The organism is Entomobacter blattae (assembly GCF_014672835.1).
Lineage (GTDB): Bacteria > Pseudomonadota > Alphaproteobacteria > Acetobacterales > Acetobacteraceae > Entomobacter > Entomobacter blattae.
Map to the genome: position 1 here is coordinate 1603454 of NZ_CP060244.1, position 25164 is coordinate 1628617.

The 25164-nt window shown below is 38.1% G+C and carries 26 protein-coding genes; 10 read left to right on the forward strand and 16 right to left on the reverse strand.

Features of this window, described 5'->3' with window-relative positions; translation table 11 throughout:
* Window positions 1-181 precede the first annotated feature (181 nt).
* The 4 genes from JGUZn3_RS07070 to JGUZn3_RS07085 all read right to left on the reverse strand — a co-directional run bounded on the left by JGUZn3_RS07070 (window position 182) and on the right by JGUZn3_RS07085 (window position 3634).
* Window positions 182-871 (reverse strand): hypothetical protein, encoded by a 690-nt coding sequence (locus JGUZn3_RS07070; RefSeq protein ID WP_203412869.1) that lies wholly within the window; start codon window positions 869-871, stop codon window positions 182-184.
* Window positions 872-1015: 144 nt separating this feature from the next.
* A complete protein-coding gene (locus JGUZn3_RS07075) occupies window positions 1016-1369 on the reverse strand; it encodes a helix-turn-helix domain-containing protein (RefSeq protein WP_203412870.1) in 354 nt (117 codons plus the stop codon).
* Between the two features lie 96 nt (window positions 1370-1465).
* The gene (locus JGUZn3_RS07080; RefSeq protein WP_203412871.1) at window positions 1466-2419 is read right to left on the reverse strand and encodes a hypothetical protein; all 954 of its coding nucleotides are present in this window, start codon (window positions 2417-2419) and stop codon (window positions 1466-1468) included.
* A gap of 3 nt (window positions 2420-2422) precedes the next feature.
* A complete protein-coding gene (locus JGUZn3_RS07085) occupies window positions 2423-3634 on the reverse strand; it encodes a tyrosine-type recombinase/integrase (protein WP_203412872.1) in 1212 nt (403 codons plus the stop codon).
* A gap of 571 nt (window positions 3635-4205) precedes the next feature.
* Here JGUZn3_RS07085 and JGUZn3_RS12665 point away from each other — a divergent pair.
* Window positions 4206-4337 (forward strand): hypothetical protein, encoded by a 132-nt coding sequence (locus tag JGUZn3_RS12665; protein WP_275402834.1) that lies wholly within the window; start codon window positions 4206-4208, stop codon window positions 4335-4337.
* Window positions 4338-6484: 2147 nt separating this feature from the next.
* Here JGUZn3_RS12665 and JGUZn3_RS07090 read toward each other — a convergent pair.
* The gene (locus JGUZn3_RS07090; RefSeq protein ID WP_203412873.1) at window positions 6485-7222 is read right to left on the reverse strand and encodes a manganese catalase family protein; all 738 of its coding nucleotides are present in this window, start codon (window positions 7220-7222) and stop codon (window positions 6485-6487) included.
* 857 nt (window positions 7223-8079) lie between these two features.
* Entirely contained in the window at window positions 8080-8271 is a 192-nt protein-coding gene (locus JGUZn3_RS07095) for a hypothetical protein (RefSeq protein ID WP_203412874.1), read from the reverse strand.
* A 937-nt stretch (window positions 8272-9208) separates the two neighbouring features.
* On the opposite strand from JGUZn3_RS07095, the gene JGUZn3_RS07100 reads away from it, so the two are divergent.
* Window positions 9209-10288 (forward strand): glycosyltransferase family 2 protein, encoded by a 1080-nt coding sequence (locus tag JGUZn3_RS07100; protein ID WP_203412875.1) that lies wholly within the window; start codon window positions 9209-9211, stop codon window positions 10286-10288.
* A 1512-nt stretch (window positions 10289-11800) separates the two neighbouring features.
* Here the strand turns inward: JGUZn3_RS07100 and JGUZn3_RS07105 are convergent.
* Window positions 11801-12043, reverse strand: coding sequence for a hypothetical protein (locus JGUZn3_RS07105; RefSeq protein WP_203412876.1), 243 nt, complete (start codon window positions 12041-12043; stop codon window positions 11801-11803).
* Between the two features lie 26 nt (window positions 12044-12069).
* Between JGUZn3_RS07105 and JGUZn3_RS07110 the strand changes: the two genes are divergently transcribed.
* Window positions 12070-12276, forward strand: coding sequence for a hypothetical protein (locus JGUZn3_RS07110; RefSeq protein WP_203412877.1), 207 nt, complete (start codon window positions 12070-12072; stop codon window positions 12274-12276).
* A gap of 411 nt (window positions 12277-12687) precedes the next feature.
* On the opposite strand, the gene JGUZn3_RS07115 is transcribed toward JGUZn3_RS07110, so the two are convergent.
* Together JGUZn3_RS07115 and JGUZn3_RS07120 are read right to left on the reverse strand one after the other, a co-directional pair.
* On the reverse strand, window positions 12688-13629 hold the full coding sequence (locus JGUZn3_RS07115) for a DMT family transporter (RefSeq protein WP_203412878.1): 942 nt from the start codon (window positions 13627-13629) through the stop codon (window positions 12688-12690).
* Between the two features lie 851 nt (window positions 13630-14480).
* A complete protein-coding gene (locus JGUZn3_RS07120) occupies window positions 14481-15458 on the reverse strand; it encodes an NAD(P)H-dependent flavin oxidoreductase (protein WP_203412879.1) in 978 nt (325 codons plus the stop codon).
* A 204-nt stretch (window positions 15459-15662) separates the two neighbouring features.
* Here JGUZn3_RS07120 and JGUZn3_RS07125 point away from each other — a divergent pair, with 204 nt between their 5' ends.
* Complete coding sequence (locus JGUZn3_RS07125; protein ID WP_203412880.1) at window positions 15663-15884, forward strand: LysR family transcriptional regulator; 222 nt, start codon at window positions 15663-15665, stop codon at window positions 15882-15884.
* 27 nt (window positions 15885-15911) lie between these two features.
* Window positions 15912-16532 (forward strand): LysR substrate-binding domain-containing protein, encoded by a 621-nt coding sequence (locus JGUZn3_RS07130; RefSeq protein WP_203412881.1) that lies wholly within the window; start codon window positions 15912-15914, stop codon window positions 16530-16532.
* Between the two features lie 312 nt (window positions 16533-16844).
* Here JGUZn3_RS07130 and JGUZn3_RS07135 read toward each other — a convergent pair whose 3' ends face one another.
* The 4 genes from JGUZn3_RS07135 to JGUZn3_RS07150 form a co-directional block, all read right to left on the reverse strand.
* Entirely contained in the window at window positions 16845-17069 is a 225-nt protein-coding gene (locus tag JGUZn3_RS07135) for a hypothetical protein (protein WP_203412882.1), read from the reverse strand.
* A 126-nt stretch (window positions 17070-17195) separates the two neighbouring features.
* Window positions 17196-17492: a hypothetical protein gene (locus tag JGUZn3_RS07140; protein ID WP_203412883.1), complete on the reverse strand. Its 297-nt coding sequence runs from the start codon at window positions 17490-17492 to the stop codon at window positions 17196-17198.
* A gap of 24 nt (window positions 17493-17516) precedes the next feature.
* A complete protein-coding gene (locus JGUZn3_RS07145; RefSeq protein ID WP_203412884.1) occupies window positions 17517-17855 on the reverse strand; it encodes a hypothetical protein in 339 nt (112 codons plus the stop codon).
* A gap of 287 nt (window positions 17856-18142) precedes the next feature.
* Complete coding sequence (locus tag JGUZn3_RS07150; protein ID WP_203412885.1) at window positions 18143-18316, reverse strand: hypothetical protein; 174 nt, start codon at window positions 18314-18316, stop codon at window positions 18143-18145.
* 476 nt (window positions 18317-18792) lie between these two features.
* Here JGUZn3_RS07150 and JGUZn3_RS07155 point away from each other — a divergent pair, with 476 nt between their 5' ends.
* The 3 genes from JGUZn3_RS07155 (at window position 18793) to JGUZn3_RS07165 (ending at window position 21548) form a co-directional block, all read left to right on the forward strand.
* A complete protein-coding gene (locus JGUZn3_RS07155; protein ID WP_203412886.1) occupies window positions 18793-18999 on the forward strand; it encodes a type II toxin-antitoxin system RelE/ParE family toxin in 207 nt (68 codons plus the stop codon).
* Window positions 18989-19159 (forward strand): helix-turn-helix transcriptional regulator, encoded by a 171-nt coding sequence (locus JGUZn3_RS07160; RefSeq protein WP_203412887.1) that lies wholly within the window; start codon window positions 18989-18991, stop codon window positions 19157-19159. Before JGUZn3_RS07155 ends, JGUZn3_RS07160 begins: the two co-directional genes overlap by 11 nt.
* Window positions 19160-20249: 1090 nt before the next feature.
* Entirely contained in the window at window positions 20250-21548 is a 1299-nt protein-coding gene (locus tag JGUZn3_RS07165; RefSeq protein WP_275402872.1) for an ATP-dependent DNA helicase, read from the forward strand.
* On the opposite strand, the gene JGUZn3_RS07170 is transcribed toward JGUZn3_RS07165, so the two are convergent.
* The 3 genes from JGUZn3_RS07170 to JGUZn3_RS12945 all read right to left on the reverse strand — a co-directional run bounded on the left by JGUZn3_RS07170 (window position 21534) and on the right by JGUZn3_RS12945 (window position 24000).
* On the reverse strand, window positions 21534-23279 hold the full coding sequence (locus JGUZn3_RS07170; RefSeq protein WP_203412889.1) for a hypothetical protein: 1746 nt from the start codon (window positions 23277-23279) through the stop codon (window positions 21534-21536). The two genes, JGUZn3_RS07165 and JGUZn3_RS07170, sit on opposite strands and share 15 nt — an antisense overlap.
* Before the next feature lie 154 nt (window positions 23280-23433).
* A complete protein-coding gene (locus JGUZn3_RS07175; protein ID WP_203412890.1) occupies window positions 23434-23610 on the reverse strand; it encodes a hypothetical protein in 177 nt (58 codons plus the stop codon).
* A gap of 126 nt (window positions 23611-23736) precedes the next feature.
* A complete protein-coding gene (locus JGUZn3_RS12945) occupies window positions 23737-24000 on the reverse strand; it encodes a phospholipase D-like domain-containing protein (protein WP_456305642.1) in 264 nt (87 codons plus the stop codon).
* On the opposite strand from JGUZn3_RS12945, the gene JGUZn3_RS07185 reads away from it, so the two are divergent.
* Window positions 23908-24414: a pesticin C-terminus-like muramidase gene (locus JGUZn3_RS07185; protein ID WP_456305643.1), complete on the forward strand. Its 507-nt coding sequence runs from the start codon at window positions 23908-23910 to the stop codon at window positions 24412-24414. The genes JGUZn3_RS12945 and JGUZn3_RS07185 overlap by 93 nt on opposite strands.
* A 73-nt stretch (window positions 24415-24487) precedes the next feature.
* Complete coding sequence (locus tag JGUZn3_RS07190) at window positions 24488-25009, forward strand: hypothetical protein (RefSeq protein ID WP_203412893.1); 522 nt, start codon at window positions 24488-24490, stop codon at window positions 25007-25009.
* The last annotated feature ends 155 nt before the right edge of the window (window positions 25010-25164 follow it).

The window sequence follows — 25164 nt, forward strand, 5'->3', positions numbered from 1 at the left end:
CCTTTTATTTTTAAATTTATTTAATTTTTTTTAATTTCTGTATGCTTCGTAAAGATATTCCGTGTTATGTGCTCCAGTATGAAAGGATTTCATTTTTTCATACTGGGATGTGGATCATCATTAATTTATGGAAGCATTTAGTACTCATTATTTATAAATGTTTTGGAGTGGGTAAAAAACTCTAACCAGTTTTTTTGTATTTTGAATTGTTCTGATTAAAGTAATTAAGTAATTGTGGGGTAGGCCTTGTAATATTGTTGAGCTTGTCTATCTTTCTTCTGTTTTTTGGCCCAAGATTTCTTGATGTGCCAGCTCTCTTGCCAGCAATATCACCTTGAGGTTGATTGTCATTGCAGAAATATTGGCATGATGGATCAACACCTTTTAAAAGATATTTTCTTATATTCTTTAATGAACCATTCCATATTTTTTCAATATGTATGGTTCCAGCTGGTACAGAATGGGAAGAGCATATTTTTTCAAATATTTCTTCAATATCATCAAGCTCCAGGAGATGAAGATCAGGAAGGTGAATCAGAAAATGAAGATGAATATTATGATCATGACCCAATGAATAAATGGGCTGTTTATTCAAGGCATTTTCAAAACAGTAGGCATAGGTTAAGGGGGGAGCTTTTTGAGTTTTGGTGCTAAATGTCCTGTAATACCATTTGCTTAATTTATCTCTTCTAAACTTTGCAAAAAGTATAGGAACAATGTATCCATCATCTGTAATGTTTTTAAAATTGATGGTTATAAAATAATTAAAAGGCTGGTTAATGGTTTCAGACAATTCTCCTATAGCATAGTATAAAGTCTGTGCACTTTTATATTTTATTGTTTTCGATATATTATAATAATTATTAGTCATTTTTTTTAACCTTTTATTTAAAATAAGCAATACTTTCCTGTTATCTTTATGAATATTTCATAAGGATTATTGTTGAATTGATATTGATTATAATTATGGAAATGTTTCTATAAAGGGTATAATAAATACTATATGTATTAATCCCTATGAGGCCTTCTTGACATTATCTTCTTTGAGTGTTGGTATATTGTCTTGTATAACTTCAGGAGTGTAGGGAGAAGAGGAGATAAACTCTTCTCCTCCCTGTCTGAATTTTTGCTTTTTGATATCTCTTCCTGTCTCTTCCAGAAGGGTTTTCCGCGGAAGCTCTACAGGATGTTTTTTTGCGTTTTGTCGTTCTATATAGTCTTGAATCGATTTAAGGCTGATTCTGGGGCTTGTTAGGATATAAACCTTTTCCAGCTCTCCATAATCTATTAGGCGATATACCGAGGCACGGGATATACTCAACAGAGATTGTGTCTCTCTGATTGTAATCATTTTAATTATATTTATCATGTTTTTTTCCTCACGGTTTGTTTAATCTCAAGAAACCATTTCTTGAGCCGTGAGAAAGGAATATCAGGAAGGTTTTTTAATTAATAAGGAGAAATCCTAAAAGTCATGGATTTCTCCTTTTTGTATTACGTTGTTTGATATGACCTCTCTATGATGTTGAGTTATTCTAATAACCGCATCACTTATGGCATCAGGCGTATGTTCCTGTCCAATTCCAAGGATAAGGCAGTCTTGTATAAATTGACCAATCTTTCCGGTCTTATCTGATTTTTTAAAAGTATATGGAAAATCTTGATTATTAACATCAGCAAATCTCTGTAGTAACCCAACAATATGACTAGCATCCATTGCCCAATCAAATCGGGGACGTTTATTGTCAATTTTTGATGAACCATATATTTTTCCTAGTTCCTCTACTGGTTCAAGAGCCTTAAGCATATCGGTGTAAACCGTAATTTTTTCTGCATATATATAAAAGTTTTTATCATTAAAATTTTTTCCATAGATTTTTGATTTATCTAGCTCATGGTTTAGGCTTGTTTTTGCCTGGTTAATGTAAGAATTGATGCTATTCTTTAAGCTTTTTATATCTCTGTAAATTTTTCTTGAAAACTGAGGTAGGGTTTGTTGACCAGCAGGGTCGTTATCGCTTTGTTTGGAAATAGCCATACATCCAAGGATATGAGATAACAATGCGAATTGCTCATCAGTTGGTTGGATCTTATTTTTCCCATTTAATGGAGTAAATAGTGTTTTTACTATTTCTGGAACTATGGGTAGTAACTTTAGAGGTGCTGGGCTATCCTTATCGTCTTTGTGCTGTTCAACATATTTTTTAAATTTCTGACCTTGTTCTTCATTATATTTTTGAATCCTGTCCTCAAGAATATGTTCAATTCTGCTATCACAACAGTGAATGAGCTCACCAGTTTTTGCAATAAAGCACAATACTGATCTAAAATGCGTTTTATCTGGAATTAAATAGGGGAGGCCCGAGTAAGTACGGTGCAATAAATTATTACCTGCATCTTCAATCAGTTCAACTGTCATTTATTATTTTCCATTTTTACAAAATATTGCCCAGTCTTTCATGAGATCTTTACGCTTGTCAAATAAATTACTCCTGAGATAGGCAGCCCCTGTTTTATCCTTCAGGACATGTGATAAGGCCTGCTCGGCAATTTCTCTGGGATAACTGGTTTTCTCAGCGCACCAATCCCTGAATGTGGAACGTATGCCATGGACGGTGTATCTATCTATTCCCAAACTGTCAGTGGCTCTATGAAAAGCCTTTGAAAGGGCAACATCTGAAAGTGGTTTCCTGCTTTTTATACTTGGGAATATGTAATCTTCTGGGGAATTGGAGAGGGAGTTAATATTTACAAGAATATTTATTGCCGCTTCTGATAGTGGAATCCTATGTTCCCTGAAAGCTTTTGTCCGGTTTGCTGGAAGGGTCCATACTTGCTGCTCCGTGTCAATTTCTGACCACTGTGCCAACCTTGTTTCAGATGAACGTGTTACAGTCAGGCAAAGAAATTGAAAGGCTAGTGTGGCAATGCCATTTTGTTGGGTTAGAGCACTCATTACCTTGGGGAGGTTATCCCATGGTAGAGCCTTGAAATGCTTTACAGGTGTAGTCTTGGATGGGTTGGGCAGGATATGGATAAGGTGACCCTTCCAAATAGCAGGGTTGGTGCCTTTGCACCATTTGTGGGCAATACTATAATCTATGATGTTTTCAATACGTCCCCTGATCCTTTTGGCAGTTTCAGTTTTTGTGTACCATATGGGCTTTAATATGTCTTGCATATGATCTGTTGTGATATCTGAAACAGGAATATTCCCAATGGTTGGATAGACATAGTCTGTCAATGTATTGCGCCATATAGGGGCTGATTTGGGATTTCTCCATGAAGGTGTTTGGGTCTTGATATAGGCTTCAGCAGCTTCTCTGAAGGTGAGTATATTTTTTTGGGATTTTTCGTTACGCTTGTTCTTACGCCATTCAATGGGGTCAAATCCTTCCTTGATTAGTTTACGTGCCTGTTGTGCCAGTTCACGTGCTTGTGCAAGGGGAGTATCATTCAAGGTGCCAAGTCCCATTTCACGTCTTTTCCCACTGACAGGACTTTTAAACCGGAATACCCAGTTACGTGAATAGTTTTGAACTGAGAGATAGAGATTGCCTCCATCATTGTGGTAACCGTTGGCAAGGGATTTTAATTGTGTGGTCTTTAGTTGCCCTGGCATTTTTGTGCTCATGCTTCACCTTTTTTATAACCCATCATATAACCCATCATAGAAAATGAGATTAACGTAGATTAAGAGAGGCATCAAGACACACAAAAATCTAATATTGCTTGGTATATAAGAGTATTATGAGGTGCTTACATATATACAGAAACACTATAATGACGGACATCCCCTCCGCCAAATCCCTAGTGTTTTTACAATTTTTGCCAACGGTTTTTGTGTTAGTTGCCTAGGGTGGTGTGTCATGTTTTGTGCTACCTGCCTGTTTTTCGTGATACAGACCTAACTCCAGCTGCGTAACCAAGATAAATTTCTGTGACTTTTACTGAGCTGTGCCCCAGGTGGTGGCTGAGGTCGTAAATATCTTGCTATTTCGGATTTTAGAATATGTGCGTTTGTGGCGGGCTAGTTGTATGGCTGGATTAGGCTGAATATCTAAACATCTATGGTTATGGGTTTCACTCGGAGCTTGCTCTTGGTGTGGTGTGGATGGGGGTAGTAAATGCCTTTGCGGTGTCACAGCTGTACGGTAGGATCAAAATAAAGGAACTAGAACTCTCATGGCTGGAAGCATCCCATCATGATTATGTTCGTTGCCTTGGGGGGCGTTGTTATGGCCACCTTTCGTGGTGCTATCCGCCTCTATTTCGATTATAAACACCAGAAGTTGGCGTTTGAGAGGGAGAGGAGAAAGAGAAATCTCTGGATTTGAATTAGAGAAACATAAACAAGAATGGAATAATTAATATTAAATATAGTCGTGATATAGAAAAAGCGTAACAAAGTAATAAACTTGTTAATAATAGAGGAATAAAAATAGGGATACCTGATTTTTCTTGTAAATAAAATTCATTAAAAAAAATCAAAAAGATAGAAAAAAATCCTAATGATATATCAGATTTATAGTCCTTACCTATTATAATAGCTCTTTTCATTGTTTTTTTCTTCATTGTTATATGCTAAGAACTTTATATGTAAAACTCTTAAGCATTAAAGGTTAAGTTTTACGAAAGCCATCAATCTGGCTTGTGAACAGATCAGGTTTTTATCAGCAGCAGTAAACTACCTTATCAGGCACATCTATAAGGTTGCCAGTGAGGACAAGCACTTTAGTCCGACTATGTTTCTCTTTTTATCAGGTTAACCCTAGCCTTCTTCTTTAGGAAGGCTTTTTTTATTAGGGGAATCGTGATGTTACCTGAAAGCCTATTAGCCAAACCTGTTTCGCAAGGAAGGCTGGTATGCGGAGTTCTGAAGGGGGGCAATGACTCTGGTGGGGTTATGTTGTTTGCGCATTGTTTGATATGCCAAACTCAGCCTTTGAATATAGCCGCCGGATTTAGGCTTTACCCCTATTCTGCCTGATCTGTGGTGTGGCAAATTCTGATCATGGGCAAAATATGGGCACGACGTTTTATAGCTGGTTTCACTGGGTACTAACAGTTGGTTATTACGGGGGTTGTGTGCGTTTGTGGCGGGCTATCTGTATAGCTGGATTGTACTGAATATCTACATTTTACGGTTATAGACTGCACCCTGGTCTTTCCCTCAGTATGGCGTGGGTAGGGTGTGAATGCGTTTGTGGTTTTGTGTTGTGTAGCAGGGTTGAAATGAATAGAAAAATAATGGCCAAAAAAGCTAAAAAACTGGGTGTGGTAACTGAGATTCTCGATGAGGCCAAAAGTGTTGGAAAAAGCCCATGAGCGCGTTGAGGATTTGATTGTAAGTTATCCGCCACTTGTTGTCCAATATGCCAAAAGAGGGCTAAGTTTACGTCTGGGGAAAGTATTAAAAGTGTTTACTCTCTGGAAAGGGATCTTTTGAACTTTAATATACTTAGTAAATTCTTACGTTATAATCAAAGCGTCCTTTAGTTTCGGGGGAGCTCTAAACGTTTTATTTTTATTGACTAAGCTTATTCTCTTTCCAAATATCATGAAAAGAGAATCATGCTTTTTTCAAGTTTTACTCAGCTTTCATGGGTAATAGGATTTTGTAGATATCATAGTTTCCCAAGATAAAAAAACCGCTCTTGTTTATACAAGAGCGGCTCAAGTTGTATTATAAGAAAACTAAACTAAGAACTATAAAGTACAAGTTTTAAAGAAAGATCTGAATCAATCTGTTCCTGTAAACTACATGAGTTTTAAATATCTGTTCTTGATTTATATCAAAATTGAAGGAAAAAATGAGAAATTTTTTATGATCATCATCATTAAGCAAAGAATAAAACGATATAGCAATAAATCTTCAGAAGAAGAGAACAATTGATTTTATAGAACAATTGATTTTATTAAATTTCTTTTAATTTTTTGATATCTAAAGGCCATTATTGGTTATTAAGGAATCATTTACTTTTCCTATGCATAAAAACAATAGAGTAAGCGAAGACTTATGGTTTTCGTTCGCTTCAATTGTCTGTCTTATTACTGACCTTGTACAGTAGAGATATTATTTCTATCTAACGTGTTCTTTGGGGGTAAAAGGGATGAAAGGCAGTTTTTGATAGGCAGGATTATCTGCTTGAAACACCCAGTTGTCGACCTGGGAGGCGTGAATAATCTTTTCCCATCCCTTTTCCTTTTTCTGCTGTCCGTTTGAATGAGGTAAATGTTTTAAGGGTTGTTCGAGATGGTAAATGAGACCTTGAGAAGCCATTTTAGTTCCCTTTCACTGAAGAGATGAATTACCTTCCGTCTATAACGATCAATATAATCTATAGTTTATAAATATATGGTAAATATAAAAGCTAAAAACTGTAGATAAGTATTTATTATCTTCTGGAATAGTTTAAATAAATAGGAAATATTATAGGGAGCTCTTTAGGTTTTTGGAGTAATATTAGTGTAGTTGAACGGCTTATTTTTTTTCGTCATCTGGGTTTTTTGCCATTAGAGGAACTTCGCCTTGAGGTTCTGGAGCCTCAACATATTTTATGGTTTCTCCATTGTAGGCTTTTCCTTTGTTCCAGGGGCCACGATGGTCGTCTTCTTGTGACATATTAAAGACGATATTAACGCTATCATCCGGAGGGACACTCCCAAATAATGGGGTATCAAGCTTACCAAGCTTGTCTAGGGCTTTCATAAACATGTCAGAATGGGTAATTTCACGTGTAAGCAAAAAATGAAGGGCTTTCTGGGTTCCTTCATCTTTGGTGCGTTTGAGCAAAGCTTCGTAGGTTTGCCGTGCACCAGCCTCAGCAGAAACATTGGCCCGTAGGTCTCGTACAACATTGGCGCCTTCTTGCACATAGCAGGCTGTCCACGCACTCCCTTGACTATCAAATAAATGGGGGCCTATGCCTTTCATCTGAAAAAGTGGTGCATCATAAATATCTTCCTTATCGAGTTTGGAAGTATGTTGAACGATAAGCTGGCCCATCATTTCCAAATGGCTGAATTCTTCAACCGCAATATCTTGTAACATGTCTCGAATTGCAGGGTCAGTCACATGAAAAGACTGTACCCAATATTGTAGAGCGGCGGTAAGCTCACCTGTAGCTCCCCCAAACTGTTCTAATAAATATTGCCCGAAACTGGCGTTAGGTGTACCCACATTAACAGGAAACATTAATTTTTTTGTGTGAAAAAACATTGTCTTTATCCTAGCCTTTCAAGGATACGTTAAAAAAGGAAACGCACGATTGTAGCGTGCATTTTTGTTATTTAACGAGGTGGAATATAAGGAGTTTTCATTCAGTTTATCTTCAGGAAGAAAATTAATCCCCCAAATGGAGGGATCCATCCCATATTACTCTTGGGTAATTTTTTCTCTTTTACGGTATTATAAGACCTTATTCCCTATTTAAGATTTTTAATAAAAGGAAAATACAGGATTAGAAGATCGAAACAACGATACAGGGTTTTTAGAGAGATCCATTTTGCCAAGGGTAAAATTTGCAAACGTAAAAAAGCTCTGCCCTAAGAGCCTTTTTTTTAAGGGCTCTTTTTTAGAGTATATTTTTGGGATTGGCCCCTTATCTATAAGGTTGCTACGGAGTGGAAAGGTTTTCTCACTTTAAGGGCCGCTTGAAAGCAGATTTGGGCTTTGGTAGAGCCGCTTTTGGGTAAAGTTAGAGATTTTATGGGGTGTTTAAGGGGAAATAAGAGAATTTAGCACCTGTAAAAGCGTAATAAATTGTCTTTTATAACCATAGGATAAAAACGTACATCGTTTAATGCTACGTTTAATAGGCTGGAAGGCCAGTAGGTGTTAAGCGCCTCTAATTACAAGGTATGTAACACTTACTAGAGAAGATAATTCTACTAGAGAAGAGAATTCACACAGTACTGTATCTTAAAAAACAAATAATGATAATGATTTTTATCTCTTGTTCTTGAACGATTTTATCAGAATACTGGCCAAAGCTCTTCTAACCCCTTCTGTCCTTCCAGATAACAGTCATAATGGGGTATAAAATGTTGAATTATCGCCCATTATGGATAATCCTCTCAGCGTTGTAACCCTTTATTTTGGGTGTTCTGCTGAGAAGTGTTGTGCTTGGTGTCTGAGGGAGCAGCATGCACCTGTTTATTGGTATGCTGAGTCTGTTGATGTGAATCAGCTTGCTTGACCCTGTTTGTTTCATTTTTATGAGACTGGTCATGGTTTTGTTGATGTTGGTTTAGATTTTTTTCAGTCATTTCAATCTCCTTTGTGTTGGTGAATGACTAAGCAATACAACGAAGAGAAAACTGTAAAAGTTTAAGTGAAAGGTAAGAAGAATTAACAAAGTTTTACTTTGGAAATTAAAGAGAGAAAGAGTTTTTAAGAGATAACCGCGCCTAGCTTGTCCCTTTGTTTCTAATAAAGAGACGATTTTTTTATAAAAGGGGCATTCTTTTAATAAAGAACAATTAAAAAATGAAAAAATGTAAGTTTATTTTTTATTAATTCTAGAAATTTAGAAGAATCTCAATAATATTTTACAGAAAAAAGAAATTTTAGAATTTTAAAGAAGAAAATAATAAATATTTAAATATATATTTTATTATGTGTTTATGGCTTATTTTTTAACCTATTTAAATAAAAATAAATTTTATCAAAATTTTTTATTTGTATTTTAAAATCTTATAGTTCTGAAAATGAGATCAGCAAAATAGAAGATTAAGAATATGACAGTTATCGTTTATGGAACTGAATGAATTGGATGTAGCAGGGGCAGGTCTAGACTCTGATTATCCGCAGGTTTATTCCATATTGCTCAGTTTATCTTCCTTGGAGGATTCCGTGTTAAGGAAGACTCTTATTGTTGGATTTTCCTCTAATGTTCAGAAGAGTCATAGTAAAGTCATGAATGGATTTCCTTCCTTACTAAAGTTTCCATGATAATTTTTAAGGGGTGAGTGTCAGCTTATTTTCTAATAAACGAGTTGATACGAATTCATAGGAGACCTTTCATATCCATAGCCTTGAATAGAAGGAATAAAGGCCATTCTTGCGTAGTCAAGTTTGATTATGGGGTCATTTTTGTGGTGAATCTTAGAGAGAAGGAAGATATTATTAACACATCATGAAATGATTTTATGGATGTGTTGTGATTTTTACGAGAGTTAACGACCTGAAAAATAGGTGGTTTTTATGGTAACGGTTCGCTGCATTATGATGGAAAAGAATGAGGAGGTTTTGCTTGAACCGTGGATTCTTTATCACGCTCATCTATTTGGGTTTGAAAATTTAACCATTCTGGATAACGGCTCTACCAACCAGCGAGTGCAGACTTTACTGAATAAGTATGAAAAAAGAGGATGCCATATTATCCGCTCTTTTACGGAGAGGCAGAATTTTGTTGATAAAGGAAAGATTATTACCGAAATTATCCAGGAGTGGGATAGAAGTCATGAACCGTATGATTTTGCTGTACCACTTGATTGTGATGAATTTCTGGCTTTTTTTGATCAGAAAATTTTAATGAATAGGGACGATATTCTCGCAGAGTTTAGGCATCTAAAAAAATACGACGGAACATTTCTTTTGCATCGAATTTTGATGAATGATCCAGTCAATATGGGTTTGTTTTATCCTCAAATTATCAGGAAGTCCTTTTTTAAGAAAAATACCCTTGTTGGGCTTGATAACGGCTATCATGAACCTGTGACCATTTATGATGATAAGATGATATGGACAGGCTTTGTCTACATACATTTACACAATCGGTATGATTTTTTAGAGCTTAAAAGATTTTCGAGCGAAAAATTAATGCCCTTTATAGAGCTACTCAATGGGGAAACCTTAAAAAATTATACGGGAATTGGTTCTCACCTCGTTGCAGATTTTTTTCATACAGAAGAGGACTATAAATATCAGTATAGAGATAAGGGGTTGCTATATGGCGGAGAATTTATTGCAAAGTTACAAAATCTAGGATGCGGTTTACAAGAAATTTTTGGTCAAGAGGCCTATTCTTCACAGAGTTATCATAATATTACTCAATTTTATCATCAGTATAATATCCAATATCATCTGATCAGCTTCAAAGAAAAAGATAGTTCTACGGTAGAATTTTACGATGAAAAATTTTATAGACACAATAACCCTGATGTTCATGATCACTCCTTTTTCAAAATATGGCCTTTAGTTCATTTTATCAATTATGGCTATTATGAAGGAAGAAAGGGAAGTGGTTTAACGCTCCAAGCGTTTAGTAGTGATGTTTCTTAACGAGAGAAAAGAGAAGAGGGGAAAATACCTTGTTGTCTTTTGATGTTTTCAAGGAAAGAATTCGTCTCTTTACCGAGAGTTTTTGAGGGTGGCTTAAGACCAAACCCCATTTAAATGTGGTATTATGTGGTGTATTTATTGTCGTAAGCAGAAAGCTTATGTTTTGATTTTTTGTGTTTAATATTAAAAATTATCTATCAGTTTTGAGGCGAACTGTAGGGGCTTATGGTCTTTCTTGTATTTGCACACTAGGGTAAAGGATGTAACTCTCAGCTCTCCAGAAAAAATCTCAGGTTTTTTTATATATTTCCTTCATTGATATAAGAGGATATAGACCCCCACTATCGGCGTTTTTCGTCATGAGAAAAGGTAGGTATCAGGATATGCAAAAGCAAAGGCGAATAGAGGCTTTAGAGTGTGTTATGTTTTTTAGAAATTTTTCAGGCTGTAGCTTTGAGCCGGTAGATGGACATTGCAAGTAAAACAAATATCCTTTAGCAAAAATGGGATAATGCTAGAAGGGTCGGGGAATCCTCTTGCGTTCATCTCCCAGGGGTCGGACATAAATTGACGTCACGCCCTAAAAAATATAAGTTATCCTAACAACCAGATTAATCCTTATTGAAGAGAAGAAGGAAGCAGAACTCAATTCATAAAAGCCTACACCACATGAGATTTTAGAAAAAATCATGAGGAGGTAAGGAATGTTTTATTAAAATGTTATTATTTTTTTGAAAAACAAAAAAGCAACAGAGTTGGTTTCCAGCCCGGTCTCTGCTGCTTTTGAAGAATTTGTTTCATTACTATAGAAAGTAATTACTATGACCATTATAGTTTATTTAGAGGCAAAAGCAAACTCTAAATCAATCCTTCTATGTGTATTATGTACCCTTTTATGCGGATTATATACAGCCGAACCCTGTGTTCTCGAAAGCGAGTGCACTGTTCATTCGGGTTTCATCTGTGGTAGGATTTCTCAAGAACCTATCAAGATTTCCTACAAAATTGCTAGGACATTTGAAGGAGACTTTATTGTAAAATACTAGGTAAAATGGGCTGGCCATAGAGAAGAAGGGTTTTATTCTAATGTTAAACTGACCCCTTTTATATCGGCACAGTCTGAAAGGGGTGAAATATCTGCTGCTTTGCCAAGAAATGTTAAAAGATTTTCTTTTGATGAATATAAAGCAGGAGCGGTTTCTCAAAACTCTTCTCTCTATTGGGATATTATAAAGTTTGGTGTAAGGCCGGCTGAAAGAATTCAATCTCTTCATTCAAATTCCTCTTCTTCTGCTTATGATGATCCATTGAAGAAGGATAAGAAGCCTTATACGGTACCTACTTCTAAGCTTCTTCGGCTTCTATGTAAGAAGATTTTAATGGGGGTGTTAATACGGGTGAGTGGCCTCAAGTTCATTCGAGGGAATTTTCTTCGCTCTGTAATTTTTCTCCTGACGATTTTTCTTTATAACAATTAAGATTCGACAGGGCCTATTTTTATGGCATTATCTTTTATGGAAAAAGTGCAGTTAATACTGGTAGCTCTATACCATCTTGTAGTGTTTCTCCTCTTATTGAGGGCTTGCTTTTCAAGGGACCGTTGACCTGTATAGTAACGATAGGCCCCTTGGGTTGGGGGGTGATGAAGAACAGAGAAGAAATAAGACCATCGATTAGATGTTCAATCACTATAATTGGTTTATTTTTATTGATGGCTTGCGGTTTGAGTGGGGTTGGCCCAGGGGCTTTTGCCAATCTGGGCACCTAGATTGGTGAATTGATTGGTAACTTCTTTCAAGGTTCAGCCCCTGCTTCTGGCAAAGCCTCTGTTGCTATTGCTGGTAGCTATTGGCCGTGGGATTGGTGCTATTATTGAGGCTATTCTGCATGTTATTATTCACTTAGGGACGTTAGCATTCATTGATTTTCAGGATATTGCGAATATTTTGCAGTTTTGTACACTCTTGGGTCAGCATTTTCGCTCTTAAGGGATTTGAGCGAGTAACTTTGAGAATGCACATATAGCTATAGTAAGAAAAATGAACCAATTAAAAATTGATATATCATAGTCGCTTTATCATACCCCATTTTAGTCCCTCATAGGGTGGCTTTTTTATTCGATATTAAAAAAGTCGCTCTTAAGCGCCATGGACGATCGTGAGAGTATGAATGTATTCTTAATGGAGAATTTTGAGGTTTTTTCATTGTACAAGGACAAAATAAATAAGAAAATTTCTCTAAAGCTATCATAGGTTCATCTATAACATTACGGGTAGAGGGGTGCGGAATAATCCGCAAATAAGGTTTGGGGTGGGTAGTGGTTTTATATATTTCCTTAATGAAGAATACTGAAGGAGAGTAGGGTTCTCTTTTGCGGAAGGGACAGTATTCATGTGCTCTTATTGTTTTTTGGGCAGAGGATTATTAGAAGTGGCTTTAGGGAAGAGCGTTGTAGAAAAGGCAAAGATCATTGCCAGAAAAATAACAAGCATTCCCCAGAGTTCCATGGATTGGATCTGTTTGTGCAGAATATAATAGTCAAGGGCAACGGCGATGATGGGTGTAAGAAAAGCGTAGGGAGAGACTTTTATTGGGCCCCATGATTTAAGCAAAATAATATAAAGAACAAATCCAATGATGGACCCCACAAAAACAAGCCAAAGCCAGGCAAGGAAAATGTCTGGTTTAAGAAGAGAGAGGAATTTTTCGGCTTGAATGGTGGGAAGTTCAAAGATAAGAGAGGCCCCCAAAATAAATATCCCCCCTAAAATATTTTGCCACCCGGCAATGACGATGGGCAAGTTTTTAGTTAATAAAGGCCGGCCTAGTACAGACCCATAGCAATAAGATAATGTTCCGAGAATAATGGCAACAATACCGGCTACGGAAAGAAGGTTCTCTGAGAATACGGTTTGTATTCCCTCTACGAACAGTAAGCCAATTCCTATCAGCCCAAGAATAATAGAAATGATCCTGGAGGGAGATAATTTTTCTCCTGCCATGAGGGTGGAGAAAAAGGGAAGAAAAATTGGGATACATCCTTGGACGATAATGGCTGTCACTCCAGCGGAAACATATTGCTCACCCCAAAAGATGAGAGAAAAGCAAACGGCAATCATGAGGAGAGACATAAGGCATAAAGCTTTAATGTCTTCAGAAGGAATTTTTATTGTATTTCTACCTTCTTTACAGGCCAGAAAGGTTAAAATAATTAATCCGGCCCCAAAAAAACGAGACCCAGAAAAGAAGAGAGGTGGAGCAGCAGAAACGCCGACCTTAATAGCCACCCAAGTTGACCCCCAACTCACACATAATAACAGGAAGAGCAAAAAGTCTTTCATTTGAGAGGTTTCCTACAGGTCAGAATTGCTGAATTTCTAATCTTTGCAAGGTTTGGTTTGCGCTGAATTCCAAAAACTCCATAATATTGCACATAGGCGTCTTGTAAATGATTTTTAAGAAGAGCCTGCTTTCAAAACAGTCCATAAAATATAGTTGAGTTTATTGAAGGCGTAGAAGCAGATATTCCAGCTTGGTAGTATGGTAAAGAGTATTGGAGAAAAGAGCGAAATAATCAACTCGATGAAGATCCAGTAGAAAGCTAGATTAAACGGGCTGATGCCATTTCTTTGGCTTTTGATAGAGTGGTAAAATTTTGATAGAGCAGTAAAAAGAGAGGGATACCAAAAAATAGAGCAGAAATATTAGTCTTTCTGTGTATTTGAATAGATATGAGCCTGGTGTCAGAATAAGCAAAGCAGAGAAAGAATGTTTCTCAAAAATCCAGACCTAGGGCGTATTTTTTCAATATATATCCCTCTTTGGAAAATAAGGTTTATACATCTCATAAGCTGCGTAAGATTTCGGTTTCAAACCAACGTGCTGGATATGAAAGTGCGCGGCAGATAATTTGCCTATGGCAGAGAAAAATGAGCCAAGAGAGCCTTATTTGTTTTAATCATTATCAATCATAGAGTTACATCGTGCTTTCAGATTGAGCTCACAGAGCTGTATAAACCCTAAAAACTTGTATTGTCAGCCATATTTATTACTTTGACATTGATCAGCAATAAAGAATAGCGGGTCAAAATAGGATAAATAGGCAAATAAAAATGCTATTTATTATTTTTCAATATATTGGTTCTTAAATAAGATTGTCTTCCCCACTACCCTATAAGGGCACCCAAGATCATCAAACGGTTAATTCATTTACCACCTCTGCGGCACTTTTTATGCTGCGAATGTTGCCGATGCCCGTTCCAAGTGAAATATAGCCCTCATCTATATTGCCTTCCAGCATGCCAACTCTTAAGCTTTTTAATCCGCCCATAGCCGCACCAATTTCTTCATTACTGGCGCCTGCTTTATCCATTTGAGTAAGCTTGGTAACAAGCTTGCCAGGGAGGGATCGATAATAATCAGGGATTGTGCGGAAAAGAAGGAGATCTAACCCGTTGGCGTTGATAATTCTTTCTTTTGTAATTTGTGGTACCCTACTCTCTATTGTGCTGATAAATACTGAGCCCGCAAAAACCCCTTTTGCCCCAAGGGCGTGGGCTGCTTTTGCGGTTCGATGGTCAGTGATACCGCCCGCAGCAAGAACGGGGATGTTCTGAACGGCATCAGCGATAAGAGGGACAATAGAAAATGTTCCAAGAGCAGTGCCCGGTAAAGTGCCTCCTTCATCAAAACCTGTCGCAACAATGATATCTGCCCCTGCTCTTTCCGCTAAGTGGGTATTGTGTGGAGTAGGGTTGAGGGCACGGTAGAGAATTTTTATGCCTGCCTCTTTCAATTCATCGAAGAGGACAGGGATTATAGCATTTTCTCCATAGCCGGTATAAACCACTGCTTTAACGCCTTCTTCCTTGATAATCTGGATAATTGGTGGGGTCCAGACATCATTTTCGGAAACAGGAATAAGGTTAACGCCGAAGGGTTTATTAGTAAAGGCTTTGGTTTTTTGAATTTCTTCACGTAATTTGTTGGCTGTTTCTTCTGGGGTCGATACGGCCGTTTTTGCCGTAAGGCCAGCGTTGGGGCCAAGAACACCCAGCCCACCGGCATTACTGACAGCTGCTACCCAACGGGCATCGGTAAGCCATGCTAATGGGCCCTGAATAACGGGTTTTTCGATGCCTATAATGTGCTCAATAGGGTCATGGTGCATAATGGAGTTCCCTTAAATGGAATGATCAAATAATTGCTTGATGAAGGTTTCTGAATAAAATGAATGTAGAGAAATTTATTTTTATATAAATAGCAAAATTTTTATATAAATAGCAAAAATAGTACAATATTGTTGCAAAATTATTAACAATAAGCAGAGTTAACCCTCTTGAGAGAGTTTTTGGGAGGATGAGAACAGCACCCTATGCAAAGTAATTTTCTTGAGCTGGTAAAAGTTTTTGTTGAAATTGTTGATGCGGGCAGTTTAACGCGTGCAGCAGAAAATCTGCGAATGCATCGTCCGGCGGTTACCCGCGCCTTGCAGCAACTAGAGCATTCTAATGGCGTGCGTTTATTGCAACGTACGACCCGTCAAATTTATTTAACACCAGAAGGAAAAGATTTTTATCATCGTAGTAAACCCTGACTGTCCCAGGTTGGCGATTTACTGGAGATGTTTACTGAGGAAGGCTCCCTAAGTGGGCAATTGCGGGTAGATATGCCAACAGCATTAGCTACCTTGTTAGTTGTGCCGCATTTACCAAGTTTTTATACTGCTCATCCGAATATTGAAATTGAGCTTAGTGGCAGTGATCGCCGTCGTAATCTTTTGCGTGATGGGCTGGATTGTGTATTACGTGTGGGCGCTTTGGAAGATAGCGACTATATAGTTCGAAATATGGGCAACATTGCCATGACAACATGTGCCAGCCCTGAATATCTTGCACGATACGGTATGCCAGAAACGCTAGAAGATTTGCATCGTCATAAAGCTGTTAATTGGATAAATAGAGCCAAACGTCAGGTGGTACCGTGGATGTTTCAAACAGAGGAAAGGGTAGTGGAATTATATTTGAAGAGCCAGCTTGTTTTAGACAATTCAGAGGTTTATGTGGCAGCAGGGCTTGCTGGAATTGGGATATTACAAGGCTTAAATATTTTTTTACAGCCCCATCTTGAGAGCGGTGCCTTGGTCGAAGTATTGCCTCATAATCCTGTCCCGCCGCGCCAATTATCGCTCTTGTATCCTCACAGGAATCTTTCACAAAAGGTACGTATTTTGCCGATTGGCTAGAGCCCTATTGTAGGGTTGTTTCCTTATTGATGAGGACGTTAATTTCTATAATTCTTATAGAAGGGAATTTATTCATGATAGTAAGTCGAAAATTTGCCAAGATAATGAAATGTGTTTGATGGGCTACTGTTTGTTAAAATAGATTTTTTCGTAACGGTCAAAAAACTCCAGAATCTTTTCACAGCTATAGCCAGAGAGCTGCTCAAGGGGTGGAATATGAGCAATCCCAAAATGGAGGCCGTTACAAACATCATTAAAAGCACTAAAAATGATGCTAGCCTAAAAAGGTCTGATCATAACGTTGATGAGATCCTAGGAGGAGGAGTTTTTATGTTGTTCCAGGAGATTTTTTAGTTTTTCTTCCAGAACTAAACCCGTTTCATAGGGTTCTTCTTCAGAAAATTGATGGCGGTCATTAAATTCTTCGCCCAGCCGTTCAAGGGCGATGTGCACGACTTTAATGCAGACTTTCAGCTCTTCCTTTGTGGCTATAAAAGCGAAAGTGTCTTTTTCTCTGTCTTCTGATATATACTTCACTGCCATGGTTCTGTTTAGTTTAAATAGACTTTTTCGTAACAGTCGTAAAATTCCTGAAGCTCTTCGCGAGAATAACCCGTTAATTGTTCAAGAGATGGGGTTGTCTTGCGCCCAAAGGGAATACCATTACACACTTCGTTGAAACAGGCATAGATAAATACTGGCCTCGAAAAACCTTATATTCACGGTGATGATATCGGTGAGAGCAGCATTCTTATGCTCTTCTACCAAGGTAGCCAGTTTTTTATCAAGCTCCAGCCCTGTTTCATAGGGACTTTCATAGGTATTTTGATTGCGGGCATCAAACTCATCGCCTAACCAGTCAAGCGCAAGATGGGTGACTTTTGAGCAGACTTCCAGCTCTTCCTTAGTCGCTGCGAAGATGAATAGGTCATTTTTTCTATCTTCTGAGAGATATTTCATGGTTGTTTTACTTTTATTTGTAAATTAAGAATTGTATTTATTTAAAAATATTTTTTCATAATGGTCGTAAAATTCTACAAGAGCTTCTCTATCATATCCGAATAATTGTTTACGAGTTGGAATGTTTGCAAATCCGAAAGAGAGGCCATTGCAGACTTCATTAAAAGCATCGTAAATAATACCAGCTTCGAAAGCTCTTATTTTGATGGTAATAATATCGTCTGAAGTATAGTTCTTATGCTGCTCAAATAAGGCTTCCAGTTTTTTATCAAGCTCCAGTCCTGTTTCGTAAGGATCTTCATGGATATCTTGATGGCGAGTATTAAATTCTTCGCCTAATTGTTTTAAGCAAACATGAAGCACCTTCCAGCAAACCCGCAATTCCTCTTTCGTAGCTTCAAAGATAAAGATATCGTTTTTTTAGTCTCTTAATATACGTTTCATATCATTGTTTTCCTGATCTTTCTAGTGGATTTTTTAAACGCTCAACCTCATCAAGATAATAATTTTTTCCTGATGTATTGAATATTGAAAATACCTTTCTCATTGTCCCAAAACATGAAGCGCTCTGAACCATCTGAATTTTTTCCAAAGAAATGTTCAATAGGGGAGTGCGGGTTTTTAACACTGTTTATGAGTGTATCAAAATACTAGGCTAGCTGCTCCTTTGTGGTAATCCCCACTGTAGAAAGGGGTTTTGTATCAATAGCACTCTTGATAATGGCATTGAGGATATCATTATGGGTTACGTCGCCTGTTGCGTCTTCGTTGAACTTGATAGCATCAATGGTATTATTGATGGCTGTATCCATTTCTATGGTCAAAATGCTGATACCCCAATATTATTGCATATCAACAGCGAATATATCGTGGAGAAAGGGACGAATACTATCAATCCATTCTTCACAAAGGTTTTGCAGACTTTTGTCAGTATTGTGGTGTGTTAACACCTCATACATACCCTGAAATCATTGAGCATCTGCTTGGGAAACGTCTCGTCCAAGAACATCTTTAAAGGTTCTGGCTATATCGTTGTAAACATCCTGTCGCTTCGAACTACCCCAATAGTGTAAGGGGATCCACACTGAGCCGTTCAATTGTAAAACTCTCTATAAACAGGGGATCAAATAGCAATTCAGTGACATTGAGAAGACTCGTTACTTTCCTCTTAAATTTGTAAATATATTATTGATACCTGTAAGGTTAAAATTTACAGATCAATAATGATTGAAAGTTTCAGGAATAAAGCGCTTAAACGCTACTGGACAAAAGGTGATGATAGAGGCCTTCGTGCTGACTGGTGCCACGTATCAAGATTATTCTTGATGTTATTGAGGTTGCTCAAACTCTAGAAGAGCTTGATATTATTGGTTTTGGTTTTCATGCCCTAACAGGGGATAAGGCTGGACGTTATGCCATTACAGTTTTAAGAAACTGGCGCATAACATTTGGATGGTGCAATGCAGAGGCTATCGATATTGATTTGGAGGATTATCATGGCAAATAAACAAAGTCTGAGAGCAAAGACTATTGCACCTACACCACCAGCAACACTCCTGGCAGAAATTGTTATTCCTGCCTTTGGGTATAGCAAAACAGAAATCGCAAAGCGCCTGGGTATTTCCAGGCAGACCATTTATGACGTGTTAAATAAAAAAATGCCGTAAGCCCCGATCTGTCTGCTCGTTTAGGCAAGCTCTTTGGAAATGGAATGGGGCTCTGGATCAGGATGCAGGCGGAATATGATATCTGGAAAGCAGATCATAATATTGATGTTTCACACATTGAAACCTTAACAGCCGCATGATTTTTACTCCTCAATCACATAGGTAATCTTGTTGGCCATTTCTCCGGTATCGAGCAGGGGCTTGTAGAGTTTTGGCTGTCTGCGGCTTTTTTGACGCCACTAAAATCTCTCTCTACCTTTTGTGAGGCCTCCTGCTTCATGATTTTAAAACGTTGCAGGCGGGTAAGATTACTAAGATTTTCATGCGTGTACGCCTGGCCCTGTTCCTGATCGTTGAGAGAATAAGAGACGTTAACAATTTTGCTTTTAATAGCATTTTGAGTGTTTAGGCTAATCTACTTCTTATCCATGCAGCCTTTTCCTCATCCCCTGCAATAAAAAAGCCCTCTGGAGAAGGCTAAGGTTACCGTGATTAGCAATGAAATGGGATTAGAGAAACATAGTCGGACTAAAGCTCTTGTTCTCTTGTACAACTTTATAAGTATAGTTGAGTAAGTCATTAACTGTGGAATGTAAAAAGGAGACTTAACGAAGGGCCGTGCTGACAACGTCTCGATCAACATCCTCACTCACCATTTCCGTATTATCCTCCGTAGAGTAATGCCATTATCGATTATATTGCTATTACCGGTCATATTTGGTGGCTTAAGCATTGGTGTAGTATGTTGTTACTCCCATTGATGGTTCCATGATCACCCATATGGGCTTTATTTTCTGGCTTATCGTAGGAGGAGTAGTTAGGGTTAGCCTCTGGCCCGTCAAAGGTGGACGTAGTGTTATCGCCTATTACAGAGATATTCGGTTGGGCAGATGAGAGAAAATTTTCTGCATGAGCATTATGGTCCACGGCAGGAAGCCAGAAGGGGTGGCTCCCATGAGAAGGGTATGTTTTCTGGTTATTTTATACCTATAATAAAAAATAGTAATAAAAAATCATCTACAAAATAAAAATGTTATTTCAATATAATTTTTATTAATTGGTATGAAAAACCATCTTTTCGGCCAAGGAGCTGTTAGAGAGTCAGGGCTACCATGTGACCAGCCTTGCGCCCTATGGTTCCCAGAAGAAGGCCTTGGAGGCAGAAGGGATTAATGCCCGCACTGTGGCAAGTTTTCTGGCAGCCAAGGACAGGCGCATTGGTGAAAAATCCGTTGTCTTCATTGATGAGGTTGGTGTTATACCAGCCCGTCAGATGCAGCAGGTGATGGAAGTCATCGAAGCCCATGGGGCAAAGGCCGTGTTTTTAGGAGATACTGCCCAGACCAAAGCGGTTGAAGCGGGCAGGCCTTTTGACCAGCTCATTGCGGCAGGGATGCAGACCACCTATGTGTCCAAAATCCAGAGGCAGAAGGATGAGGCTCTCCTACAGGCGGTGCAATATTCCGCAGAAGGCAAGACGAAAGAAAGCCTTGCGACTATAGAAAAGGATATTCACGAGATCAAAAATAACAGTGAACGCTATAGCCGGATTGTTAAGGACTATACCAGTCTGCCTTCCAAAGAGCGGGATCAGACCCTGATTGTGACCGGCACCAATGAGAGCCGCCATGCTATTAACGGTCAGGTCAGGGAAGAGCTGGGGCTGGCTGGTAAAGGGGAAAAGCTGGTGACCCTCAACAGGCTGGATACCACACAGGCCGAACGGCGGTGGAGCCAGTTTTATAGTGTTGGTTCTATCATTCAGCAGGAGGTGGATGACTCCAGAACGGGCCTAAGAAAAGGAGAGGCCTATGAGGTCGTTAATAATGGGGATGGGAAAAATCAGTTGAGGGTTAAACATATCCATACAGGTGAAGAGGTGACCTTCTCACCAGCACGAGCAAGGCAGCTCTCTGTTTATGAGAAAAGGGAAGTGGAGCTTTCCGCAGGCGACAGGGTCAGGATCACCCGCAACGAGCATGAGCAGAACATGGCCAATGGCGACAGCTTCCGTGTGACTTCACTGGGGAAAGGCAGGATTGAACTCGAAGAGGTTGGCAATATCAGAAAGAGGGTCGTCCATGCCAGCACACAACCGCTCTTTGTCTCCCATGCCTATGCCACCACCATTCATAGCAGTCAGGGGCTAACCTCGGAGCGTGTGCTGGTTAACATCGAGACCCAGTCCCGCACCACAACCAAAGAGGTCTATTATGTGGGTATTTCACGGGCAAGGCACAAAGCCAGCATCTACACCAACGACCGCCAGAAACTCCCCGAAGCCATCGCCCGTCCCACCTATAAAACCGCAGCCATGGAGCTGAAGAAAGATGAACGGGGGAAAGAGAAAGGGAAAAAGGATGTGGAGAGAAAGTTAGTTAGTCGTTAGTAATTCAGGAAGAAAGATAACCTGTAAAAATAAGTAGAGTCCCAATAGTAACCCTGTGTTATTTACTACCGCATCAGGGAGTAATCCGTGACACACGGTATTGCGTAAATTATATTCAGTATCAAAGAAAATACTCTTTATAACATTATAATGGTTGTTCCAATGTAGAGTGTTTTTAAAAAATTCTTCGTTTTTTTCTAATAAAGAGGATATGTTTTCAAGGGTAGTTGCACCACCAACTTTTATTTTTTCTGTTAATGTCTTTTTATCATGTTTTGATAAGAGATAAACAACATGATTTTCCAGTAGTGGTACAAGTATATATATTGCCTCGGTAAAGTTAGATTGTAAAAAATGGTATATACCCTTGGCATAAGTTGTTATAAATTCTTCATTAACAATCTGAAGCTGTACAAGAAGATTTCTTATGTCGTTTTCTGAAAACTTAACCTCCTCTTTAAATAGTTTTACATATCTCAAAACATTACTACCAATATACTGAAGTTGAATTTTTTCATTTAATTTTTCAAGGGGGTTTACTTGCGGTGGTGATATATATAATTGATCTGATGCGTTAGATGTTTTGCATATAGCTATCTTGGAGAGGATATTTTCTGGTACATTTCCTGTATCAATACAAGGTTGTATGTGTTTATCAAAAATTATTAACAACATCTTTAATGAACTAATAAAATCATTAGGCGAAAACAAATCTTTTTCCATGGGAAGATAGGGAATTTCAAGAGAGAATTTTTGTGCTTTATCGGGATTAAGCCTTGCTCTGTTTTTTAATTTGTTGTTAATTCTATTTTCAATATCTTGAAGCTCTGGATAATTTTTTTTATTAGTTATCTTCTTTAATAAAGAGAGAGCACTCCTTAGAAAACATCCATAATCTGTATCGTTGTTTTTTTGTTTTTCATCGCTAAGTTGTTCTAAATATAGAATCCATTTTATAAGTACACTGTTGGTTAGTTTTTCATTACCAGATTCCTTATAAAAACAATAAATCAATTCATATAGGTTTTCTTTATTGTCACCAGGCCATTTTGGGATACAATCTAAAAGAAAGTTCCCTACATACTTTGCATATTCTTTTTTTGAGGAGTGTTGAGGATTGTTATCATGTATTTTTATATCATCGTAATATTCCAAGTGTAAGGGCCCATATAGTTTGATCAAGTGTGGAAATTGCTTTTGAAAAGCTAAATTTTCTTCTTTAAGGAAGAATTTATAAATTCTTTCAGGGGATTTGTTTTTGGCTCCAAACGTATGGCAAATTTTAAGGATTTTAGTTAAAAAAGGCTTTAGTCTGTGCAGAGGAATACTTATATTAACAAAGTTTTCGGGATCATCAGACTTTGATGCAGAAGATATTACTTCATAATAAAACATAAGAGATTGGTTGATAAAGGTTTTTTCTTTTCGTGAAGTAAATATCCATAAAGCTTCATAGACAATGGCTTTCCAGATAGGCTCTGTTATATATTTTACAACATCTTCTAATTCTGTTTTTAAATCGAGATCTGGGCAGAGAGCTTCAATCTCTTCTTTTTTCTCAGGAAGAGGTTTTATAAAATCATAGAAGTTATTAAAAAACTTAGTTAAGCTATTATCATCACTTTTTAAGTTACTAGTATTACAAAAAAGGTATTCTTTGTAAATTAGGCATTTATTTAGATTTTCTATAAGTTTAAAGTTATCTAAGAATATATTTTCTTTTAAAATCAATATAAAATAACAATAATTTTCTATCTAGTTCTATCTATTTTCTCCGAAGCTATAGCTGAAGACAAGAGGAGAGAAAAAGGAAGGAATGGGATTTTAAGATGTAGAAAGTAACACAGACCTGTTTTGCGGCCTGTGTTGTATTTCTGAGTATGGTTTATGGTTTTTCTTTTCTAACACCTTTAAAAGGAGCCTTATCAGATTTAACATCCATAAATTGACCAGTTTCTGAGTCGCGTTTAACCCAGGTGTTATTTGCTGGATTGTGCACTTGGCTTCTGCCTTTTACAGCACCCTTGCGATGATTGTCACCTGTTGGTGGATTTGTCGCCATTTTTAATTGTTCCCTTCTAAAATCAATATATAGAATTATTTTTAATAAACTACAATATATATAGTATTTTGTTTGCCTGAAACCAGTGTAATTTTAACTTTCAATCGAAATGCTGGATAGCCGCCATTAATCCCTTCCCCTATTCCATCTGTTTTGCCAATGAGTGAGGTAGGTTTTTGCGAGTTGAGGGGAATGGGTGATGACGAGGGCGTTTTCGTTATTACGACTTTCGGCGGGCTGGGTGTAATTAAACGAGCCGGTTTCTACGGTTTCTTCATCAGCGATGATGACTTCGTCGTGCTGGATGACAAAATCGTTATCAGTGCGGATCTTGGTGGGAGGTCGGAGCAGTCCTTGATCAAGGATGGGGTTGACCCTGCCCTGGCTCACAAGCTTGTGCCTTATACGGGTATGAAAGGGAGCGTAGCTGCCAGGTATGTAGCAGAACATCCATTAGATTTAACTCAGGAGGAAGCATTGGGTATTTCTTATGTTTACCGGGAAAAAACCACGGCAGAGAATTTTAATGCCACTGTGCAGGCAATTAATCCTGATTCAACATTGCGGTTTGAAGACCTTCCCTATAATACCAAAACGGCTATTGTTGATCTGCGCTACCAGTATGGTCCAGGTGTAAATGTAACGCCGGGGTATACCGTTCTCATCGCCTCTGGCAGTTGGCAGGATGTTGTGGATGAATTACGTAATTTTCACGATGCTTATAAAAGTAGAAGAGAGGATGAAGCGAAATTGATAGAAGCGGATATTAAGGCAGGGTATTTGAAAGCTGATCGGTTAAAATAAGGGGTAAAAATGCGGAAAAACCATTTTGGAGCACTTGTTCTTTGGGCATCTTTTGGCCTTGTAGCCCTGCCTCGTGCAAGGGTTTGGGGCGGACCCGCCAAGCATCCTCTGTTCTACAGGCCTGTCCTGTGAAGAAAAGGTTATTCAGACTTCTGATTTACAGAAAAGGGGCACGGCCTTTTTTGGTAAGCTTGCTAGGCATCGTTACAGCTACCTGTATGAGAATGGTACGTTGATTGACCAGTTTTTGGAGGTCTTTACCATGTCAGGTATTAATGAAAATGCCCAAAGGAAAGGGGATTTTTATTACAGGGACGGTTTCAGGCATCACTTAGCTCAGGAAATGGGGTTAACTGCCTTTACGGAGAAGGGGAAAATGGTAGGGGCCGGTATTCTTTACTACCCATGTGACCTTCCGAAGAGTGTGAAAGATTGTAGTAAAAGGGCTTATTTTACGATTTATGTTAAGGATATCTCGAAGAAAGACGAGATTGTGACCAATATGAAAGCGTGGGTTAATGGGATTATGAAACTGGAAAGTTTTGAAAGTGATCATATCCACCTTGAAAAGGTTGATGTGATAACGCTTCCATAAAGGAGATAATGTATATTAATAGCTATGTGTACCATATTGCATGATCAGCATTGCTCTGGCCCCTCTTTTGAGGGGCTTTTTTATTGGGTTATTTATGGGAAACTATAAGAAGTTTCCTCTATTTTCTTCCTGAACGGAATTTAGAAGATATTAAG

Excerpts from the sequence above, each read along its gene's own strand:
- JGUZn3_RS07070 (WP_203412869.1), bottom strand. The coding sequence starts at position 871 with ATGACTAATAATTATTATAATATATCGAAAACAATAAAATATAAAAGT.
- JGUZn3_RS07075 (WP_203412870.1), bottom strand. The coding sequence starts at position 1,369 with ATGATAAATATAATTAAAATGATTACAATCAGAGAGACACAATCTCTG.
- JGUZn3_RS07080 (WP_203412871.1), bottom strand. The coding sequence starts at position 2,419 with ATGACAGTTGAACTGATTGAAGATGCAGGTAATAATTTATTGCACCGT.
- JGUZn3_RS07085 (WP_203412872.1), bottom strand. The coding sequence starts at position 3,634 with ATGAGCACAAAAATGCCAGGGCAACTAAAGACCACACAATTAAAATCC.
- JGUZn3_RS12665 (WP_275402834.1), top strand. The coding sequence starts at position 4,206 with ATGATTATGTTCGTTGCCTTGGGGGGCGTTGTTATGGCCACCTTTCGT.
- JGUZn3_RS07090 (WP_203412873.1), bottom strand. The coding sequence starts at position 7,222 with ATGTTTTTTCACACAAAAAAATTAATGTTTCCTGTTAATGTGGGTACA.
- JGUZn3_RS07095 (WP_203412874.1), bottom strand. The coding sequence starts at position 8,271 with ATGACTGAAAAAAATCTAAACCAACATCAACAAAACCATGACCAGTCT.
- JGUZn3_RS07100 (WP_203412875.1), top strand. The coding sequence starts at position 9,209 with ATGGTAACGGTTCGCTGCATTATGATGGAAAAGAATGAGGAGGTTTTG.
- JGUZn3_RS07115 (WP_203412878.1), bottom strand. The coding sequence starts at position 13,629 with ATGAAAGACTTTTTGCTCTTCCTGTTATTATGTGTGAGTTGGGGGTCA.
- JGUZn3_RS07120 (WP_203412879.1), bottom strand. The coding sequence starts at position 15,458 with ATGCACCATGACCCTATTGAGCACATTATAGGCATCGAAAAACCCGTT.
- JGUZn3_RS07125 (WP_203412880.1), top strand. The coding sequence starts at position 15,663 with ATGCAAAGTAATTTTCTTGAGCTGGTAAAAGTTTTTGTTGAAATTGTT.
- JGUZn3_RS07130 (WP_203412881.1), top strand. The coding sequence starts at position 15,912 with ATGTTTACTGAGGAAGGCTCCCTAAGTGGGCAATTGCGGGTAGATATG.
- JGUZn3_RS07140 (WP_203412883.1), bottom strand. The coding sequence starts at position 17,492 with ATGAAATATCTCTCAGAAGATAGAAAAAATGACCTATTCATCTTCGCA.
- JGUZn3_RS07160 (WP_203412887.1), top strand. The coding sequence starts at position 18,989 with ATGGCAAATAAACAAAGTCTGAGAGCAAAGACTATTGCACCTACACCA.
- JGUZn3_RS07175 (WP_203412890.1), bottom strand. The coding sequence starts at position 23,610 with ATGGCGACAAATCCACCAACAGGTGACAATCATCGCAAGGGTGCTGTA.